The organism is Candidatus Enterococcus leclercqii (assembly GCF_009933135.1).
In the GTDB taxonomy this organism is placed as follows: Bacteria; Bacillota; Bacilli; order Lactobacillales; family Enterococcaceae; genus Enterococcus_C; species Enterococcus_C leclercqii.
In genome coordinates, this window is the sequence record NZ_MAEH01000017.1 from 87806 (window position 1) to 107677 (window position 19872).

The 19872-nt window shown below is 45.7% G+C and carries 15 protein-coding genes; 4 read left to right on the plus strand and 11 right to left on the minus strand.

Annotation, left to right across the window (positions count from 1 at the left end):
• Positions 1-19: 19 nt before the first annotated feature.
• Positions 20-1387: a cysteine desulfurase family protein gene (locus BAU14_RS11635; RefSeq protein ID WP_161900281.1), complete on the minus strand. Its 1368-nt coding sequence runs from the start codon at positions 1385-1387 to the stop codon at positions 20-22.
• 327 nt (positions 1388-1714) lie between these two features.
• Here BAU14_RS11635 and nadB point away from each other — a divergent pair, with 327 nt between their 5' ends.
• The 3 genes from nadB to nadA all read left to right on the plus strand — a co-directional run bounded on the left by nadB (position 1715) and on the right by nadA (position 5412).
• A complete protein-coding gene (gene nadB, locus BAU14_RS11640; protein ID WP_161900282.1) occupies positions 1715-3280 on the plus strand; it encodes an L-aspartate oxidase in 1566 nt (521 codons plus the stop codon).
• Between the two features lie 56 nt (positions 3281-3336).
• On the plus strand, positions 3337-4182 hold the full coding sequence (gene nadC / locus BAU14_RS11645; protein WP_161900283.1) for a carboxylating nicotinate-nucleotide diphosphorylase: 846 nt from the start codon (positions 3337-3339) through the stop codon (positions 4180-4182).
• Between the two features lie 99 nt (positions 4183-4281).
• Positions 4282-5412 (plus strand): quinolinate synthase NadA, encoded by a 1131-nt coding sequence (gene nadA / locus BAU14_RS11650; protein WP_161900284.1) that lies wholly within the window; start codon positions 4282-4284, stop codon positions 5410-5412.
• A gap of 99 nt (positions 5413-5511) precedes the next feature.
• Here nadA and gor read toward each other — a convergent pair whose 3' ends face one another.
• Complete coding sequence (gene gor, locus BAU14_RS11655) at positions 5512-6858, minus strand: glutathione-disulfide reductase (protein WP_161900285.1); 1347 nt, start codon at positions 6856-6858, stop codon at positions 5512-5514.
• 165 nt (positions 6859-7023) lie between these two features.
• Between gor and BAU14_RS11660 the strand changes: the two genes are divergently transcribed.
• Positions 7024-7371, plus strand: a complete 348-nt coding sequence (locus BAU14_RS11660) for an iron-sulfur cluster biosynthesis family protein (protein WP_161900286.1) — start codon at positions 7024-7026, stop codon at positions 7369-7371.
• Positions 7372-7757: 386 nt separating this feature from the next.
• On the opposite strand, the gene yicI is transcribed toward BAU14_RS11660, so the two are convergent.
• The 9 genes from yicI to BAU14_RS11705 form a co-directional block, all read right to left on the minus strand.
• Positions 7758-10031, minus strand: coding sequence for an alpha-xylosidase (yicI, locus tag BAU14_RS11665; RefSeq protein WP_161900287.1), 2274 nt, complete (start codon positions 10029-10031; stop codon positions 7758-7760).
• Positions 10028-10909: an ROK family protein gene (locus BAU14_RS11670; RefSeq protein WP_161900288.1), complete on the minus strand. Its 882-nt coding sequence runs from the start codon at positions 10907-10909 to the stop codon at positions 10028-10030. Before BAU14_RS11670 ends, yicI begins: the two co-directional genes overlap by 4 nt.
• Positions 10910-11170: 261 nt before the next feature.
• Positions 11171-12580: a response regulator gene (locus BAU14_RS11675; RefSeq protein ID WP_161900289.1), complete on the minus strand. Its 1410-nt coding sequence runs from the start codon at positions 12578-12580 to the stop codon at positions 11171-11173.
• 38 nt (positions 12581-12618) lie between these two features.
• Positions 12619-13440 carry an alpha/beta hydrolase gene (locus BAU14_RS11680; RefSeq protein ID WP_161900290.1) on the minus strand — a complete coding sequence of 274 codons (822 nt, stop codon included), beginning with the start codon at positions 13438-13440 and terminating at the stop codon, positions 12619-12621.
• Between the two features lie 9 nt (positions 13441-13449).
• Entirely contained in the window at positions 13450-14916 is a 1467-nt protein-coding gene (locus BAU14_RS11685) for an alpha-L-fucosidase (RefSeq protein WP_161900291.1), read from the minus strand.
• Positions 14913-15566 carry an SGNH/GDSL hydrolase family protein gene (locus tag BAU14_RS11690; protein WP_161900292.1) on the minus strand — a complete coding sequence of 218 codons (654 nt, stop codon included), beginning with the start codon at positions 15564-15566 and terminating at the stop codon, positions 14913-14915. Before BAU14_RS11690 ends, BAU14_RS11685 begins: the two co-directional genes overlap by 4 nt.
• A 127-nt stretch (positions 15567-15693) precedes the next feature.
• Positions 15694-17448 carry an ABC transporter substrate-binding protein gene (locus BAU14_RS11695; RefSeq protein ID WP_161900293.1) on the minus strand — a complete coding sequence of 585 codons (1755 nt, stop codon included), beginning with the start codon at positions 17446-17448 and terminating at the stop codon, positions 15694-15696.
• A gap of 203 nt (positions 17449-17651) precedes the next feature.
• Positions 17652-18590: a carbohydrate ABC transporter permease gene (locus BAU14_RS11700; RefSeq protein WP_161900294.1), complete on the minus strand. Its 939-nt coding sequence runs from the start codon at positions 18588-18590 to the stop codon at positions 17652-17654.
• Positions 18591-18605: 15 nt separating this feature from the next.
• Positions 18606-19550, minus strand: a complete 945-nt coding sequence (locus BAU14_RS11705) for an ABC transporter permease (RefSeq protein ID WP_161900295.1) — start codon at positions 19548-19550, stop codon at positions 18606-18608.
• Between the last annotated feature and the right edge of the window lie 322 nt (positions 19551-19872).

The following is a 19872-nucleotide window of genomic DNA, read 5'->3' on the forward strand; positions in this document are numbered from 1 at the left end:
CATCCTATAAGGCTAACTCTCAGCCTATTTCTGATAGAACCTGAATCAAGGTTTCAATTTCAGCTTTCGTAGTCGCTGGTCCCAACGATATTCGCAAAAACCGTTGCGCAGCGGATTGATCAAGCCCCAGTGGGAAAAGGGCGGGATCGATTTTACGATGCGTGTTGCAAGCCGAAGTAGTTGAACAGGCAATGCCCGCTGCTGATAACTGCATGACTACCGTTTCCCCGGCTAGCCGCGGTGATAAAATTCCCCACACACCGGGATAACAGCTCTCAAAAGTACCGGTAGTTGAGGACGCCGACTTTTCCACAGTTTTGCAGTTGCCTATCGGATTGGTTGTGAGCTCAGCTTTTCCACAAGTTTCACCAACAATCTGCCAATCCGGAAGACAGGACATAAAAGACTGCCGAAAATCCTGAAATCTTTTATCCAGCTCTCGTCGCTGAGAAAAACTATCCACAGCCGCCTGCGTAAATGCCGCGATTCCCGGCAGGTCTTCAGTTCCACTACGAAACCCATATTCCTGATGAATGTCGGGAAGTAACGGAGTAAAGCCGGCATTTGCTGCTAAATACAATATACCTGTACCCTTGGGCCCACCGATTTTATGACCGCTGGCACACCAGCTGGTTATGCCATGAGGCCACTCTCCAACAAGCTTGCCAAAGCCTTGGACACAGTCGCTGTGGAAAAGCCAATCTTGTGTCATCGCCAACTCTGCTAACTTTTCCACAGGTTGAATCATTCCTGTCAGAGAATTCACCTGTTGACAAATCACCAAGCCGTTGCCGTTTTCCACAGTTGTTTGAGCTAAAAGCTGGGCTGTTTCACAGATATCCACACGCCCAGCAGCTGTCAGCGGAATTTTTTTCACAATAAGGTCGGCTTCGTAGCCCTTCAGCCATTGCCAAATACTCCCGTGCTCCAGGGGATTGACTAAAACAGGAATCTTTGCCCGGTTATGGCAGCCCCTGGACTCGGCAACTGTTGTAAGCAGTGAAGCGTTGCTTTCATGGCTGTGCTTCTGGCTTTTGAGATCATTTTTCTGCTTGCGGGCTACAGTTGGGAACTCTTTTTCCCATAAAGCAGCTGCATCGCCGTCTTGTTTTGTTACCGACTGCCGCAAACCGCGTAATTTTTGCAGGCTCAAAGTAAGCGCCAAATGATTGCCTTCGCTGCCCCCTGAGGTAAAAACCAATTCTTCTTTCCGACAACCGCACAGCTGGGCTAACTGTTGCCGACAATGAGCCAACAAGCCAGCAGCTTGCACCCCGGCTGTGTGAATGCTGCTGGGATTAGCAAAGTATTGCTGTGCTGTTTGGAGATAGGTCTGTCTCGCGGCTTCGGTCATCGGGGCAGTTGCTCCATAGTCTAAATAGATCATAAAAGGCACTCCTTTACCGGGTATCGAATTTTGTCGGGCGTCGAATATTTGGGCCGCTGCTCGCTGGTTCCAGCTTGGCTTCCAAATTCGACACTGCTTTTTCGTTCTAGAGATACCGTTGCTTTCCCTTAAACATAGGTGATTTCTGAAAATTTTTAGCATCGTTTCACTAAAAAGTGACATTCTTCTCTAGAGGTGTCTTGACAGTTATGGTAAAATAATCCCTGTTAGGTGTCAACAATGAAAAATGATTCACAAAGAAATTTTGACTTTCATCACAGTAGCTAATCGTTTTTATTCCAGTACATACAGATTGAAGGAAAATTTATGAGACACATCCTGATTATCGGCAGCGGACTGGCAGCTTGTCAAACCGCCAACCAGCTGTTAAAAAGACAACCTCAACTTGCCATTACCATTTTGTCAAAAGGACAAAGAACCCAGTGCAATTCCATGTTGGCCCAAGGAGGAATCGCCGTCGCCTTAGCTAAAAATGACAATTGGCAAGCCCACTTTGCCGATACTCTGGCAGCGGGCGTCCAACACAATCAACAACAAGCCACGGAGATTTTAGTGAAGGAAGGTCCTGCTGCCGTCAATGAGCTGATCCAAGATGGATTGCTTTTTGATCGCCGCGCTGACGATACCGATTTTCAATATGGGCTGGAAGGTGCCCACAGTTTTCCTCGCATTCTCCACTGTTTAGGAGATCAGACCGGAAAAGTTATGACCGGCTTTTTGCAAGAGCAGCTTGCCCAACGGCCACAAGTCACATGGCTTGAACAAGCCATGGTCACCGAATTGCTGGTGAGCTCAAAACAGAAAACAACCTCTGAGAAACCGGCAAGCTGGTCCACCGCAAGTGGTACGGCACACACTGCAGAAGAACAGCTTCCTCGTTGCATCGGTCTGCGCTATCTGGATGGAAAAAGTGGTAGGATTCACCGTTTAGATGGCGATGCTGTTGTTTTAGCTACTGGCGGATTAGGCGGCTTATTTCCTTTGACAACCAACGATGCCACCATCACCGGTGACGGCATGGCACTGGCTTTACGAACGGGCCTGCCCTTGAAGGATATGGAATTCATCCAGTTTCACCCGACACTTTTAACTAAAAATGATCGCTGCTATGGTCTGATTTCTGAAGCCGTCCGCGGCGCCGGCGCCCGGCTGGTAAATGAAACAGGCAAAGCCATCATGACGGGTGTTCACCCGCTGGCGGACCTGGCTCCTCGAGATATCGTTGCCCGGGAGTTGACTGCGGCTTACGATAACGGTCATCAGGTGTTTTTAGACATTCAGCCGGTGAAAGATTTCGAAAATCACTTTCCTCAAATCACAGAAAATCTCCTTCGCCAGCAGATTCCTTTTCGCCAGACACAGCGAATTCCCGTACGTCCCGGTGCCCATTTTATGATGGGGGGCATCCCAGTAGATTCTTGGGGGCAGACGGCATTACCCGGTCTTTATGCTGTGGGAGAAACCGCCTGTACCGGCGTTCATGGGGCCAATCGCCTTGCTTCAAATTCCCTTTTGGAGTGTGTGGTCTTTGGAAAACGTGTAGCAAAACAGATTCTCCACACTTCAAGTGCCCTGAGGACCAGAGCTGAATTTGCAACCTCTGTTGTAACACCATTTGTCCTGCCACAACGCCGGTTACTGCAGCAAAAATGCTGGCAGCACCTGGGTATTCGCCGCTCTCCGGATTCTTTGCAGCACCTCTTGAGTTGGCTGGGCCAATTTCACTACCGGCAGTTGCCTGACACTTATACTAAAGAAGAACTGGAATGCGCCAATCTCTGCTTGATTGCCGAAACAGCTGCCAAAGCCGCGCTCTTGCGCAAAGAAAGCTTGGGGGCCCATGCCATCACTCAAGAAAAAGTTCCCCTCTAAAGGATGTGCTGACAAGCTCAACAGATTATAGCCGCCAGAATTGAAAGGAAAAACGTATGAATCAACTGCAATTAAAAGAACAATTGAAACAGTTTCTAATTGAAGATATCGGCCGTGGTGATCGCAGCGTTGAAGCTATTTTTGCCCCCACCGATCGTGACGAGGGCGTCTTTTTATTGAAAGAAGCCGGCGTTGTTTGCGGGTTATGGTTGGCACCCATGATCTACGACTTGCTAGGAGGCGACGTCACATTCACCTCCCTTGTCGCAGAGGGTACCCAGCAATCTGCCGGTACTGCGATTGCTGAAGTAAGAGGCCCAATTGCGGCATTACTGACCGGAGAACGCCTGATTCTAAACCTCTGGCAACGAATGGGCGGCATCGCAACTGCTACTAAGCTCGCCATTGATACTTTAGCTGATCCGACAACTCGTGTTTGCGACACCCGTAAAACCGTTCCAGGCCTGCGGGAGTTGGACAAATATGCCGTTACTCAAGGCGGTGGCTTCAATCATCGCTTTGGACTAGACGACGGCATCATGCTCAAGGACAACCACATTGCCTACGCCGGCGGAATTACCCAGGCGGTGGAGCAAGTCCGCCGCAACACGGGTCACATGATTAAAATCGAAGTCGAAATCGAGACGCTGGACCAATTCAAAGAAGCGCATGACTGCGGTGTAGACATCATCATGTTGGACAACCGCACGCCAGCAGAAATCAAACAGTTTCTGAAATACAATAAAAAGCAGCTTACAACAGAAATCTCCGGTGGCGTCACTCCGCAAAACATCCGCCAGTACGCCGGTTGCGGAGCAGATTATATTTCCCTAGGCTACTTGACCCATTCCGTCACAGCTTTGGATATCAGCTTCAATTCCAAAAGCAATGGAAAAATTTGAAACTTGCGCTTTACAAAATCACTCATCGCCGCAGTTTTCCCGGCAGTAACCCTTTAGTAGACCCCTAATTTCAATTGCCCTACAGAAAGGATCTTTCTCATGACCAGTATCTTGACCGCTTTTGAAAATCAAACCTTGCCCCAGTCCTATCTGGAAGCTGACCAGCAGGAGCTTTGTGCCCGCATCACTCGCGCCAAACAAACACTGGGAACCGATCTCCTAATGCTGGCTCATCATTACCAAAAAGACGAGGTGGTAGCCTTTGCCGACGAAACTGGTGATTCTTTACAGCTGGCTCAGATTGCCGCCAAAAATAAAACAGCCAAGCACATCGTCTTTTGCGGTGTCCATTTCATGGCCGAAACAGCTGATATGCTCACTGACCCTCACCAACAAGTTCTGCTGCCAGATTTATCTGCCGGGTGTTCGATGGCAGATATGGCTAACCGCCATCAATTAACCATTGCCTGGGAAGTTTTGCAAAAGCAGTGGCCAGCTGAAATTATCCCTATCACCTACGTCAACTCCAGCGCTGCCGTGAAAGCCTTCGTTGGAGATCATGGTGGGGCTATTGTGACTTCCGGTAATGCAGATACCATTTTACGTTGGGCCTTTACGCAGAAAAAGCGTGTCTTCTTTTTGCCGGATCAGCATCTAGGACGCAATACCGCCTATCATATGGGCATCCCTTTAGCCGAAATGGCGCTGTGGGACCCTTTGACCAGCCAACTGCTGACTAACGCGGGCCAAGAGCCACTGACAAACGAACAAGCCCCAGATACTAAAGTCATTTTGTGGAATGGCTGGTGCTCAGTTCATCAGCAGTTTTCCGTCAAACAAATCGAAACCCTGCGGCAGAGCATTCCAAATTTGTCGGTCATCGTTCACCCAGAAGCGCCTCATGAGGTCGTCGAGGCCGCTGACGACTACGGCTCCACCAACAAGATTTTACAGGTGGTTCAAGCGTCACCGGCAGGCACCAAATGGGCAGTCGGAACCGATCACAACCTAGTGGCTCGCATGGCAAAACAACTGTGTCCAACCCACGAGATCCATTTCATCAATCCTGTTGCCTGCGCCTGCCTCACTATGAACCGCATCAAATTGCCTCATCTGGCTTGGTGTTTAGAAGAACTCGCAGCTGGTCGCAGCGTCAACCGTATCACCGTTGATCCAACCACTACTGCCAGTGCTCTGAAGGCTTTGGACCGAATGCTGGCTTTAAGTTAAGCTCAGCCCAATCAAAAAGCTCCTATCTGGAACACGCAAGGAAAAATCAGACTGTGGGGTCTGCTTTTTCCTTACATCTTGCTTCCAGGTAGGAGCTTTTTAACGCATCGTTACAAATTCTTCTGAGCCAGTGGGATGGATCGCTACGGTATTGTCAAAATCTGCTTTCGTGGCCCCCATCTTAATAGCTACTGCAAAGCCTTGCAACATTTCATCGACACCAATGCCAATGCCGTGCAGACCGATGATTTTTTCATCATCATCCAGACATACCAGCTTCATGACACACCGCTGCCGATAATCATTTAAAGCAAAGTACATCGGTGTGAAGCGAGATTGATAGACTTTGATCCGCTCTTTACCGTATTTTTCAATAGCTTCCTCTTCAGACAAGCCGATAGTAGCAATTGGTGGGTGGGTAAAAATGACTGTCGGAATCAATTCATAATCCAGATAGAGATTTGTCTTGCCATTGAAAAGACGCTCTGAAAGACGACGTCCAGCCGCGATAGCTACCGGCGTCAAATCTACCTTACCAATGACATCTCCCACTGCGTAAATCCCAGCAGCCGTCGTATTTTGGAATTTGTCAACTTTAACAAAGCCCTTTTCATCCAGCTCTACACCAGCTGCCTCCAAGCCTAAATGTTCCGTTCGTGGCTTGCGACCACCGGCAAACAATACCAAATCTGCCCGCAATTGCGCCCCATTCTCAAAGGTCACACAAAAACCTGCTGCTTCCCGCTGAATACTTTTTGCGACGTGCTCCGGATAAAGAGCCACACCATTTTCCTGATAGATCTCCACCAAATTGTCACTGAGCATTTTATCAAAAGTTCGTAAGGGATGATCCCGCCGGTATGCCCAGCTCGTGGCAATGCCTAATTGTTGGCACATCCCCGCCAACTCAGCCGCAATATAGCCGGCCCCTAAAATGATGATACTTTCCGGTTTATTCTTCAAAGCAAAGAAACCGTCAGAATCAATCGCCATCTCCCCACCAGGAATCTTCATCAACGATGCCACGCCGCCAGTAGCAATTAAAATGTGTGGCGCAGTATACTGCTCACCCGCCACCTCGACTACATGAGGAGCTGCAAATCGAGCAAAGCCTCGTAAAACTTCTACTTTATTGCTGTCTAGTCCCCGCTGATAAGCTCCGTGAAGAAACTCAATGTAATCCTCCCGCCGCCGTACCAATTCACCGAAATCAAACGCTGTTACCTGAGCTTGGATACCATAACCCGCAGTATCTCGGTTAATCATCTCCAGCATTTCCGATGCTTGCCACATCACTTTTTTCGGCACGCAGCCCACATTGACACAGGTACCACCCAGTGCCTTGCCTTCAATTAGCAATACTTTTTTCCCGTACATCCCGGCGCGATTTGCGGATGCGATCCCGCCAGATCCGCCACCAATCACAATATAATCATATTCTTTCATATCTCGTCTTCCCTTCTAAAAAAACAACTCTGCCACCTGTTCATAGATTATTGCATCTGGCATCCCCACAGCCGCCATCAAAATTTTTCGGCTCTGAGCAAGCAATTTCCCATAAACCGACATTCCTCGTATACTTATTCTATCATGCAAGAGGAGGTCTATCTTATGAAAATCACAATTACACCTGATGCTGTTGCCGCTTTGCAAAAACGTTTTGAGACCCGTGGGTTTATTTTAGCATTAAATGACGGAACCAATCGTTTTTCCAATGTCGGTGGGTCTTGCGCAGTCGCCGATAAATTTCAGATCATACCGATAGAATCAGCCACTGCACCTTTCACTGAAATTCTTGAAAATCCCGATTTCACCGTCTATACCTCAACCGATGAGCTGCCTTTTTTGGGTGAGCAGTTGGCATTGGACATCGATAAACGCTTAAATACTTTCCAATTAAAAAATCGTTCCGGCAGATTGGACGCCAATGTTCCGGTCAATCCCGCTAGTCACGAGTAGCTTGAATATAGCAAAAAGGAAATGTGACATAAGTAATTTCCAAGTGCTAAACAACGGCTGTTTAACCACAATTAATAAAAAGTATACGTATGAGGAAACTGTATGACCATATTTATGTCTTAGTCCGAAGAGAGAACCTGACCATACGTGTAAAAAGAAGTGAATTATGCTGACTTAGCTTGATGAAATCAAAGAAAGTCTGTGTTTTAAATTTTTAGTAATGAAAAGCCGACGCTCTTCCAATGATTTTAATGGAGGATCGTCGGCTTTTGGGGTCTCACGTTTGGTATTGTTCACTTCACAGGGCGATGACTCAACTATTGTTACAGAGCCTTATCCTTGGAGCTATAAGTGGTTTTATTGTTAAAGGGCTGGGAAACCCCACATTAAATCCGAAATTCATTTATCCCCAAAGTCAGCTCTTTTTCAATGCTGCCGGCAATAGTATGAATCTGTACGCTGCCCGTCACATTGTCTGGGTTCTCAAGCGTGATCACGCCCTGAGAGCTGGTTGCCGTCAGAGCAGCAACGGTCCTTCCAGCTGTGTCGCAGATAGTAGTCGTCACAGGACACGCTTCTTGTAGATTGTACAAATGAACGGTTACTTCTTTGCTGTAGTCATACTCGGCGCGGCCCGCTTCATTTCCTTCCACAAGAATTGTGTTTGGTTTCACCAAAAGTGGCAGATGGAAATAATCATAGGTTTCAGTGTACCATTTTCCTGGGGTATAGGCTTTTCCGGTTAAATAATCCAACCACTGCCCAGCTGTCTCCGGTACATAGAATTGTCCAAAACCATCTTGATTAAAGATAGGGGCCACCAAGAGAGATTCTCCCAGCATATATTGGCGGTCGAGTTCATGAGTGGCGACATCTTCCGGAAATTCCAGAACCATTGCCCGCATCATAGGAATACCACTGTTTGCCGTTGCCACTGATTGACTTTGTAAATAAGGCATCAAGCGCAGTTTCAGCTTAGTAAATGCCCGTGAAACATCGACAGCCTCTTCACCATATAGCCACGGCACCTTGTATTGCCAACTGCCATGGTAACGGCTGTGGGATGACAGAAGTCCAAATTGCGTCCAACGTTTGTATAAGTCAGGATCAGCACCGGCTTCAAATCCGGAAATATCGTGACTCCAATAGCCAAAACCGCCGAGTCCAAAGGAAAGTCCTGCCCGCAGGCTTTCCGCCATTGATGGATAATCCGATGTGCTGTCTCCTCCCCAATGGACAGGGAATTTTTGTGAACCTACCGAAGCTGAGCGAGCAAAGAGAACTGCTTCGCCTTCACCTTTTTCTTCTTTCAACAAATTAAAGACGACTTCATTGTACAGGTAAGCATAATAGTTATGCATCTTCTCTGGATCAGAGCCATCAAAATAGACAGCATCTGTCGGAATTCGCTCGCCAAAATCGGTTTTAAAGCAATCGACTCCCATATCTAGCAAGGCTTTTAACTTGCTGTTGTACCATGCAACTGCTGACGGATTGGTAAAGTCTACGATTGCCATGCCCGCCTGCCATTTATCCCATTGCCAAACATCCCCATTTCCCCGCTTCAAAAAGTAGCCGTTTGCCATACCTTCATCGAACAGGGGTGATTTTTGGCCAATATAAGGGTTGATCCAGACGCAAATTTTCAGGCCCTTTTCCTTCAAACGGCGCAGCATAGCCACTGGTTCAGGAAATGTCCGTTCATCCCAGGTAAAGTTGCACCACTCGTATTCCCGCATCCACAGACAATCAAAATGGAAAACCTCTAACGGGATATCTCGCTCCAGCATGCCGTCAACAAAAGAATTAACGGTCTTTTCATCATACTCCGTCAAAAAGGACGTGCTTAACCACAAGCCAAAAGACCAAGCTGGCGGCAGTGCCGGTTTCCCGGTGAGATCCGTATAATTTTTGAGAACATCTTTCAACGTATCCCCAGCGATAAAGAAGTATTCCATTTCTTCTCCAGGTACACTGAATTGTACCCGGGAGACTTTTTCACTACCAACTTCAAAACTGACTTTATCTGGGGAATTGACAAACACACCATAGCCTTGATTGCTGACATAGAAAGGAATATTCTTGTATGCTTGCTCCGTGCCAGTCCCGCCATCGGCATTCCAAATATCCACGGATTGGCCGTTTTTAACAAAATTGGTAAAGCGTTCCCCCAATCCATAAATCTTTTCGCCAACACCAATCGAGAGTTGTTCACTGATATGAGGCTTTCCAGATGGGTCAGTCACGTAGGCTTTTCCTCGTGGATAGCTTTTTGCCAGAGTCCGACCTTTGTAACTGAAAGACATGGTCAGACTTTCGCCCTTGGTAATAGCAACTGCTAATTTCCCGGCCTTGAAGATAAAACTTTCCTCGTCCTCAGAAATCTCTGGCACAACTTCTTTTGTGAGGATTGAAAAGTTGGGAGCTTTCTTCTGGATTCCTTTAAAATTGACTAATTTAACGCTGATGACATCTTCACAAGGTGCCATTACTTCCATGGTCATCAAACCGCCATCCAGAGTCGCTCCTTTATTTGCAATATACGCGTATGGCAAATATAAAATCAGCTTGTCCTCACCACTGCGGGTATCGTAGACATGTTGGGCATACTTGACTTCAAAGCCGTCTTTGACAAGCCAACCGCCATCTGAGTATTTCATTTTGATTCCTCCAATTCTTTAATTAGATGATAAGCGCCAACCAAGCCGGCGTCATTGTGAAAATAGCAAGTAGCTACTGGTACATGAAATTCCTGCCAATAGGGAATAGCTGCTAATGCCTCCTCTACCAACGGAAGCAGTTTTGGATTCTGACTGACACCGCCGCCAATCAAGATTTTTTCCGGATCGAGAGTGACAACGATGTTGAAGAGGACTGCCGCCACTCGCTGACCCCAATCTTGACGCAGCTGTTTAGTCGCTGCTCGCTCGTCTTCAAAGATCATTTCTCCTGTCACCAGCTCTGTCGCAAGTCCGTATAACTCCCCGTAGCCTGTTACCAGTGCTCGTGTAGAGGCTAAATCGTGAGCGGTAGTAAAGCCTGAGTGAGACAAATCTGTGATCATCATACCTGATTCACCAGCCTTGAAGCTGTGGCCTTCCCGAATTTCTCCGTTTAGGATGATGCCGCATCCGATTCCAGTCCCCAATGTCACTAGCAAAAGATCCGCTGCTCCCTGACCATTTCCCTGGTAAAATTCGGCCAATGCTGCGCAGTTGGCATCATTGGCAATCGCTATCGGGAGTGGTCGATGAAGTTTGGCTGCTAAGGCTTCCTTGATATTGATCCCATGGAGCGGTGTCAGTGCCCCTGCCATAACTGCTACTCCTCTTTTGCCGTCAATAAACCCGGGAAAGCTTAGTCCAATCCCTCTCAATGGTTTCTTTTGATCACAAGAAACAGTGATTTTTGCCACTGTATCGAAAAATCCTTCCTCGCTATAAGGTGTCGCAATTTTTCCTTTTTCAATCAGTTCTCCAGCGGAAAACACGCCATATTTAATGAATGTTCCTCCTATATCAAAGCTTAGCCAACTCACGATAGCCCTCCTCTGTAAAACGGCCTCACAAAATTTGATAGCGCTTTATAAATTGATTATACCTGTCTTGCTCTGTTGCTTGACCCCACCAGAATAGACATCATACCGTCTCTTTTAGACATTTCAAAAACCGCTTTTGTCATTCACGAAGTTCGCGATTGCTAAAAGCGGTTTATTTTATACCCCGAGAGCTTTATTGCATTTAACAAAACGGTTTGAAAGCAGGACCTATCTGCTTCACTAATTTAGCGACGAGTACTATCAACTGGAGCTGCGGTAATCATTTGGCGAGGTTTGGAAAAATTGCTTGAACTTCTTATAGAAATAGTCCACGTTTCGATAGCCGACTTTTTCTGCTACTTCATAAACCATCAGATTCGAGTTTTTCAGTAAATCTCCAGCCCGCTCCATACGGACTTTTTCCAGATAGCCTAGAAAAGTCTCTCCAGTCGTCTTTTTAAATTTTTTCCCAAGATAAGCGCTATTGTACCCGAATTGGTCTGCGACGCTTTTCAAATTTAAATCGTCAGCAAAGTGTTTTTGAATATAGCGTACGATGTCGGCAATGATATCCACATTGTTCAACTGCTTGGCAACTTCACTTGCAAAAGCTGAGAGATGCGTCTCAAAGATTCCCATCAACTCGGGAAAGTCTACAGCAGCAAATAGAGCCTCCGCCACTTGATCCGGGCGGTGTGCCGCTTCTTCAAAGGCTGCTTTTTGCATTGCCTGATCATACAACCACCCGTAATCATGATTTACCTGCCACTTGATGTCTTCTTCAAAGGCCAAATCAAAAAGGAAATTATTACAATATGCCTGTAATAGCAGCTGTAAATCTTTGCCGCCCAAGACTGCTTGCCGCAATTTTTCCGGTAGTTCTTCTTGAAAAGTCAATGCTTGCTTTTTCTCTAACAGTCCTGCGGTTGACAAGAGCTGATTTGGAAATAGAAACTGCATTTTTCTAAGGTGTTGAATTTCCATCGTCAGCTTTGTAAGGTCCTGGTCTGCCGCCACCCAGCCAGTAGTCATAACCGCTTCCTTACGACCAAATAGGGTCTTGATTACAGCCTCAGAGGTATCAATTCCCGTTTTATCCAGTAAAACAAGATAAGCCGCTCCAAAATTTTCCAACAAAACGTAGGGCTGTTGCTGCTCATTTAGAAGATCCAACTGGCGCTGCTTTAACGCAGTGGAAAAGCTGGCAACAAGAATCTTCCGATAACCCGCTAACCCACTGTGGTCGCTGGCAAATAACTTGTTGTAGAGCAAACTGCGCAAATCAGCTTCATGCCGTTGTTTATCATTTGCCGCCAGCTTCTCCAAAATCTCCATCAGTTCCTCTTCTTCTACCGGTTTTAGAAGATAAGAGATAAATCCCAACTGGATCGCCTTTCTGGCATAATCAAAATCTGAATAGCCGGATAAAATAATTCCATGAAACAGGCAGCCCTGCTTTTTAGCCGCTTGAATCATGTCTAGGCCATCCATCTCGGGCATACGAATGTCAGTAATTACAAGATCCGGTTGCAATTGGCTGATTTTTTGCAAGCCTTCCACCCCGTTTTCAGCTGTTTCGATACGCTCGTAGCCGTACTGCTGCCAATCGATAATATAAGTTAACCCGGTACGAATCACTTCTTCATCATCTACAATCAGCACTGTTTTCATTTTGCCCCTCCCCTCTCTATGTCATTTCAAAAAATCTCTTACTCTTTTTCAAATAGACAAGTGAGCCAGTTATCAAAAAGCTCCGGCCAAAGCTGAATATTCTTTTCCAGGCCATAGCCATTGCCAATCTGGGTCTCGGCGGTTCCCAGACTCAGTCCATGTCCGCCTCGCATAAAAGCATGAAATTCTGTTGGAACATTTTTTGCCAAAAGTGCTTTAACAAATGAAAGACTATTTTCTACAGTGACCAGATCATCTGCCATCGTGTGCCAGATAAAGGTTGGCGGCATCTTGTCAGTCACCTGCTCTTCCAAGGATAACTTAGCCTTTTCTGCTGTATATGCAGCTCCCAACAAATTTTTGAAGGAATCCTGATGTCCATAAGGCTTCGATGAGATCACGGGGTAACTTAAAAGCAATGCATTCGGCTGCCATTGGCTGTTTGCTCCTGGCAAATATTTCTGCAAGAGGCTCTGCTGCCAGAATACGCCAAGACTAGCCGCCAAATGTCCGCCTGCTGAAAAGCCGGCTACAATAATTTTTTCCGGATCAGTCGCATATTTTTCACTGTTTTTTCGCACATGAACCACGGCGGCAGCAAGCTGTATCAACGCCGTAGGAAAGACCGCTGGAGCGACACTATAAGTCAAAACAAACGCCTGATATCCGCGACTAACCATTTCAAGTGCAATGGGCTCCGCTTCTCGGTCCGACAGGAAACTATAGCCACCGCCAGGGCAGATAATAACTGCCGGTCGTCTTTTAGCCAAATCGATTTCCGGTGAATTTTCCCGCACATAGGTATGCAGCTGTGCCGCTTCTATTCCTTCAACTTGCAATGTAATTTCTTCAATGAGCATAAGCGTTCCTCATTCCATCGTGATTTTGCAGACAACCGGTAATTCGGTGTCTAGATTAGGCAACAAAATTTCCAGACCAGCAGCAGTTTGTTGCCACGACTTGATTGGCTTTTCTTGACCTAAGACAGCCACCTTTTTTATGATTCCATGAAATTCTGGGACATTTTGATCTTCGCTGATTGCTAAGGAAGTGATCAACAACTGTTGCGAGGTGGGCTCCATAATAAAAGCATACAGTGAATCTCCCTTGACAGTAAAGCGGATATCTTCGGAAGTATAGCTGGTCTTATTGTTCTCCTGAAATTGCCCTTCTGCGATTTCGGTTGGCCCTTCGCCGGCTTGACGCCAGACTTTTGACTCGTAAATTCCTTCACCATTGATCTGTAGCCAGTCCCCGATGGTCAATAAAATATCCCGATCTTTTTCTGGAATACTGCCATCCGCTTTGGGGCCAACATTTAGCAATAGGTTGCCATTTTTAGAGACTACTTCGATCAAATCCCAAATGATTTCTTTAACCGTTTTATAGTCCAGTGTTTCAGTGTAACACCATGAATTGCGAGCAATGGCGGTATCCGATTGCCAATAAAACGGCTTGGCCTCCGCAAACTTCCCCCGCTCAATCTCTACAATCCCGGAACCAAACATCATGGCATCGTGTTTGTAGGAGATGCTGGTGGAATATCCCCATTCCACACCACGATTGTAATAAAAAGCAGCCAGTAATTTCAACGGTTCTTTAAACGCTTGGTGCTGGATCCACCAATCAAAATACAAGACTTCCGGTTGATAGCGGTCGATCAATTCACAAGTCCGCAATAGCCAATCTTCCAAAAATTCTTCGGTAGGATATGGGCTACTGTAAAGATCCTGATTGTCCGGTTCCGGCATAGCGGGCCAATAGAAATCTCCCTTTACTTGTTGTTCAATCACATCACTATCGAAGTTTCGACCGTGGCCGAAAAAGAACCAATGCTCGGCTCGATGCGAGGAAGTGCAAAAATGCAAGGCGGTCTTTTCAGCGGCGTTTTTCAGTTCTCCCAAAATGTCTCGTTTTGGTCCCATTTTTACACTGTTAAATTGAGAAAGCTCGCTATCATACATTTGAAACCCGTCGTGATGCTCGGCTACCGGAAAGAAATAGCGGGCACCAGCACGTTCAAAAAGGGCTAACCATTCATCGGGATCAAACTTTTCTGCTGTAAACAGGGGGATGAAATCTTTGTAGCCAAATTCTTTTTGAGGGCCATAGGTTGCCACATGATGGTCAAACTCCGGATGGCCATTGATATACATGTTTCGAGAGTACCATTCATTATTGAACGCCGGAACGCTATATAATCCCCAATGAATAAAGATCCCAAATTTAGCCTCTCGAAACCAACGGGGCACCTGAAAGTCATTGAGGCTGTTCCAATCCGGTGTATAGGGTCCTTGCTGGGCGACTTGCAGGATTTTTTCCATTGTAATTGTCATAGTGCACCTCCCAGTCCAGCAGCAGCTAACCAAGCTTTGGCAATCAATAAATGCCCGGCTAGAGAGGGATGTACACGATCAATGCTCAAATAATAGCCGGACTGAACCGCCATGTATCGATCCATCTCCTTTTGTACATCAACATAAATCGCCCCGGTGTCCGCAGCAACAGCAGCAGTTACTTGATTGTAAAGCGCCAGTTTTTTTCGCATTGGCTCGTTTTTGTCTTCTGTTAGCAAGAACGCGGAAAGTAAAAAGACCCCTTTTGCTTTTGTCATCGTTTGTGATACCAGTTGACTTAATGTTTCCTGAAACTCTTGGGGTGAAACTTGATCCTCCTGATAAAAAACACCGTCAAAATGGCGACAAACATCGTTTACCCCAATCATAATTCCGACCCAGTCGGGAGCCAGACTTAAAACATCTTTTTGCCAACGCGCCGCCAAATCACGAACGCGATTGCCGCTGACTCCTTGATTGATTACCATCAGCTCTAACTCAGGATAAAATGCGGTTGTATATGAGTTGATTATTTGGACATAGCCATCTCCCCAAGAGGACCAGTGAGCAGGAAGTGCTTCATAATTTCGGTTACTGTCTGTGATAGAATCTCCTACGAAAAGGATTCTGTCATTTTTTGCTATTTTCATTTTTTTGACCCTCGATTTCTATTTGTGAGCAGTCAATGCTGTCAAAAAGGTACTGGTAGAGAATGGTCTTCTCCTTTCAGCCAAACAGAGTGGAACAAACTTGTTGTCCCACTCGGCTGGTTTTACTCTATTTGAATTCAGCGACGACTTTTTCCCGTTGGCTGTTTTGATCTTTGACATTTTGCATATCGACTGTTAAGACATCATCATAGCCTAGACCCTTTGCCGTGTCCTGTAATTCTTTTTTCAGTTTATTGAACTCAGCCTCATCTTTTGCAAAGACCATTTTCCAAGAATACTCAACAACAGTCGATTTCACTTGATTACGCAGTGTAGAGATTTCCGAAGAATCTTCCGGTGCCACATAGCTCGCCCCTGGTGCCACAATCATCTGATCGTTTTTCTCCAAGTAGTCAACTGAAGTTTCTGCCCCGTCCATGTGTTTGGACCAGTCTTCTTTCAAGGTATTGGTATTTTCCTTCTGGTAAGTTTCCCAAAGTGTATAGTTGTATGGGTACCCCGTTTCTGGATCGATATCAATACCCAAAATTGTGTTGACATTCAATGCGGAAACGCCGTCTTTGTAGCTGCCACCGCCATATTCTTTCGGCACTTCTGCATCTCCGTCAATCAAAGCTTTTTTACCGAAATCGTTCAATTCTGGCAATCCATCTGCATTGACATCCCATGTCAGACCTTTGATCCCGGCACTACCTTGTGTTTGGGAGGTATTAGCCAATGCCCCCTCAGGAGAATACAGCCAGTCGATGAGTTCAGCGATGCGTTCAGGATCTTTGGCTTTCGATCCAATACCGATAAATTGTTTGCCACCATAAACTTCTGCGCCATATGAGAAGATTTTTTGATCTTGAATTGGTGCCAACATGAATCCTACACCTTTATCAACGTTCTCAGTATTGTTGTAAGCTGCCTGACCCAGCCATGGCCACCAAGAAAATAGAACCTGACCATCTTGGAATTTAGAGAACAAGGTATCATAGTTTTGCGTCGTCGATTCTGGATCAACTAACCCCATTTGATTCGCATCAAAATAAAATTTTATCGCCCGCATGTATTCAGAATCATCATCCAAAATCCCTTGATAATCGGAACCATCTGCTTTTGCCAATACAAAACCTAACTCGTCGTAGCCATACAAAGCAGCCAACTGTTTGCCGGCTCCCATCATGTTTCCGTCCCAATCACCAAACAAAGAGAAGCTGTATACTTTTTTACCAGACTCGGTTTGCGGTTGCAGATCCTGCATGGCTTTCAGTGCCGGTAGCAAATCCTCCAGCGTTTTAATTTCAGGATATCCAGCTTGTCCGTAGAGATCCCAACGGACATAAGCGCCATAGTTCAAATCCAAGCCTTCTGATGCATCAGTAGGTTTCAAGTTGGAAACCGATGTGGGGAACCCATAAATTCCCTCTTCGTCCTCATTGACGTGCTGTACAGCGTCGTCGAAGTTTTTCATATTAGACATATTTTTATACAAATCAGACGCATCATAGAGCAGTCCGCCTTTGACCAGCTCATTGTACTGTTGACCGTTATCGGCGATGATCAAGTCCCCTAAATCTCCCGCCGCTGTTCTGGTTTGATAAAGGGCATCCCCATTACCCGCCACGTTTGGAGCGATGATATTCATTTCGATATTGAATTTATCTTTGATAACTTTGGCAAACCAGCCTTTTTGGATTCCCATGTAGTTGGCCAGACCATCATAGACATCGATGGTCAATGTTTCACTTTTATCCGTCTTCTTACTGTCTTTTGTACTACTACTAGAATCACCGCCTGATCCACAAGCTGCCAGACCGGTCAACGATCCTAACGTCAGCAATGCTGCAGCAGCAATTGTCATCCATTTTTTACTCATTCTCTTCTTCTCCTTTATTTGGCCAGTTGTGCTGGTCGTCTGAATCTGACACTTGCTAGAAGGAAGATCAGCCAAACTCGCCTGTATTTTTGATACAACAACAGGATCTGCTGCAGCGGATCAGGAAAAGATAAAAACAGCAACCGTTTTATTTTTATCATAACCTACCTTAGCAGAGCTGTCATAAAAACCTCGTTTGCAGATCAGCCTTTGACAGCCCCCAGCATGATCCCTTTTACAAAATAGCGCTGGAACAACGGATAAATAAACATGATTGGCAAGACAACGATAACTGACACAGTCATTCGGATAGAAGTCGGAGTTTGGGTTGTTGCCGCACTCACCACACCGGCCATTGATCCGGTGGTATTTTTTACCATTTGTGCCAAAGAGTTCGCCTGATTGATATAGGTATAAAGTAAATATTGCAGCGAATACAGTTTTTGGTCGGTGATGTAAATCAGAGTATCTTGGAAAGAATTCCACTGGGCAACCGCTGAGAAAATCGCCACAGTTGCCAAAATCGGTGTACAGTTGGGAAGAATTACTTTGAAGAACACCTGCAGGATATTCGCACCGTCGATTTCAGCTGCTTCTTGTAATGATCTAGGAATAGATTCGATATAGGTTTTTACCAAGATAATATTGAACGGCTGCACGATAGCCGGTAAGACATAGACCCAAAAGTTATTGGTTAAGCCCAATGTCTTCATGGTGATGAACATTGGAATCAACCCGGCATTGAAGTACATCGTGATGATGATGAAACGGTACCAGAACTTCCGTTTCCACATTTTTTCCTGTGTGAACATAAACCCGAGAAAAGCAGAGGCCAACACAGTGCCGGCTGTCCCAATCACTGTTCGAGCCACAGAGACTACCGCCGCCAAACTCAATCCGTCCAATTGCAACACCTGGCGATAATTTTCCAAATGAAGTCCTTCAGGAATGAAGCGGATATCTCCTAGCGCACTGAGCTCGTTATTACTAATGGAATTGATGATTAAATAATAAAATGGGTAGGCACATAAGAGCATGATGATGAAAAAGAAGAGATAGTTGAAGATATTGAAAGCAACATCTTCTCTCGTACGAATTTCTTTATGCTTTTTCTTTTTAATGTTTTTCATGGAGATTTCCATTTTGTTACCTCCTCCTTAGATAATGGATGTGCCCCGAACCCGTTTGGATACGAAGTTGACGACTGCCAACAGAGCGACACTAATCAAACTCTTCAGCATACTGATGGCGGTTGCCAACGACAAACTGTTGGAACCCAAGCCAATGTTGTAAACATATAAGTCCAATACTTGAATGTGTTCCTTATTGAAAGCATTTTGGAAAACAAAGTATTGGTCCATGCCGTTGTTCAGCAAATTCGCCACCGAAAGCATTAACATCACCAGGTAGGTAGGCATCAAGGCAGGCAATGTAATATTGCGCATCAATTGGAAGCGGTTGGCCCCGTCAATCCGTGCTGATTCATACAATTCCGGATCAATTCCAGAGATAGCCGCCAGATACATAATGGCTCCCCAGCCCAATCCTTTCCAGATATTCCACAGCATCATCATCAACCACGTATGATTGTCACTATCCAAGAATTTCAACGGGTCTGTGATGAAGCCCCATTCCTGCAATAAAGTATTCACCAAACCGGTATTAGAAAAAAGACTAAAAGCGATGGTATAAACTAGCACCCAGCTGATAAAGTTGGGCAGCGTAGTCAACGTTTGAACAATATTTTTGAACCATTTGCTCTTGATTTCATTCAAAAAAATGGCAAATCCTACCGGTAAAATTGAAGTGGCAATTCCCAGAAAACTCATGGCAAAGGTATTTTTCAAGACTTGAACAATCTGATCTACCTGTGTCTTGCTGTTCACCAGCATCTTGAACCATTTCAAGCCGACAAACTCACTGCCGGATAGCCCTAAAGCCGGTTTGTAGTCATACAGAGAATAAATCCAGCCATGTAACGGAAAGTAGGAAAATAGAAAAACCAGAATCAAAAAAGGCAGGATCGTCAAAAACATAATTTTTCCTTCATGAACCGTTCGCTTCCCGGGTTCTACGCGTGGAACTTTTTTCTTTAACTCCATCATTACGCCTCCTAAAAAGTATGCTGCAGCAAAAAAGCTGTGGGATATTTTCCATTGGCTTTTTACTGAAGAAAGCACCTTGTACCTGGCAGATTCAGTTAGGACTCTGCTGGTCAAAATCTGCGGTACGCTTTTTGTAACCGCTTCACACACTGATAATAGCATCCCTTTTTCATCTTGCCACCGGACAAAAAGGCACCTCGTTACCACACAAACTAGACATCTTTCGAGAAGTTTTCCCGCAAAAAAAAGGTGAAACCCCTGTTGTGTAAGCGATTTCTAACGATTGGATAACAAATTTGTCAATTTTTGATCTATCCTT

Bases quoted from the DNA above. Each gene is read 5' to 3' on its own strand.
- BAU14_RS11635 (WP_161900281.1), bottom strand. From the start codon at position 1,387: ATGATCTATTTAGACTATGGAGCAACTGCCCCGATGACCGAAGCCGCG.
- nadB (WP_161900282.1), top strand. From the start codon at position 1,715: ATGAGACACATCCTGATTATCGGCAGCGGACTGGCAGCTTGTCAAACC.
- nadC (WP_161900283.1), top strand. From the start codon at position 3,337: ATGAATCAACTGCAATTAAAAGAACAATTGAAACAGTTTCTAATTGAA.
- nadA (WP_161900284.1), top strand. From the start codon at position 4,282: ATGACCAGTATCTTGACCGCTTTTGAAAATCAAACCTTGCCCCAGTCC.
- gor (WP_161900285.1), bottom strand. From the start codon at position 6,858: ATGAAAGAATATGATTATATTGTGATTGGTGGCGGATCTGGCGGGATC.
- BAU14_RS11660 (WP_161900286.1), top strand. From the start codon at position 7,024: ATGAAAATCACAATTACACCTGATGCTGTTGCCGCTTTGCAAAAACGT.
- yicI (WP_161900287.1), bottom strand. From the start codon at position 10,031: ATGAAATACTCAGATGGCGGTTGGCTTGTCAAAGACGGCTTTGAAGTC.
- BAU14_RS11675 (WP_161900289.1), bottom strand. From the start codon at position 12,580: ATGAAAACAGTGCTGATTGTAGATGATGAAGAAGTGATTCGTACCGGG.
- BAU14_RS11680 (WP_161900290.1), bottom strand. From the start codon at position 13,440: ATGCTCATTGAAGAAATTACATTGCAAGTTGAAGGAATAGAAGCGGCA.
- BAU14_RS11685 (WP_161900291.1), bottom strand. From the start codon at position 14,916: ATGACAATTACAATGGAAAAAATCCTGCAAGTCGCCCAGCAAGGACCC.
- BAU14_RS11690 (WP_161900292.1), bottom strand. From the start codon at position 15,566: ATGAAAATAGCAAAAAATGACAGAATCCTTTTCGTAGGAGATTCTATC.
- BAU14_RS11695 (WP_161900293.1), bottom strand. From the start codon at position 17,448: ATGAGTAAAAAATGGATGACAATTGCTGCTGCAGCATTGCTGACGTTA.
- BAU14_RS11700 (WP_161900294.1), bottom strand. From the start codon at position 18,590: ATGGAAATCTCCATGAAAAACATTAAAAAGAAAAAGCATAAAGAAATT.
- BAU14_RS11705 (WP_161900295.1), bottom strand. From the start codon at position 19,550: ATGGAGTTAAAGAAAAAAGTTCCACGCGTAGAACCCGGGAAGCGAACG.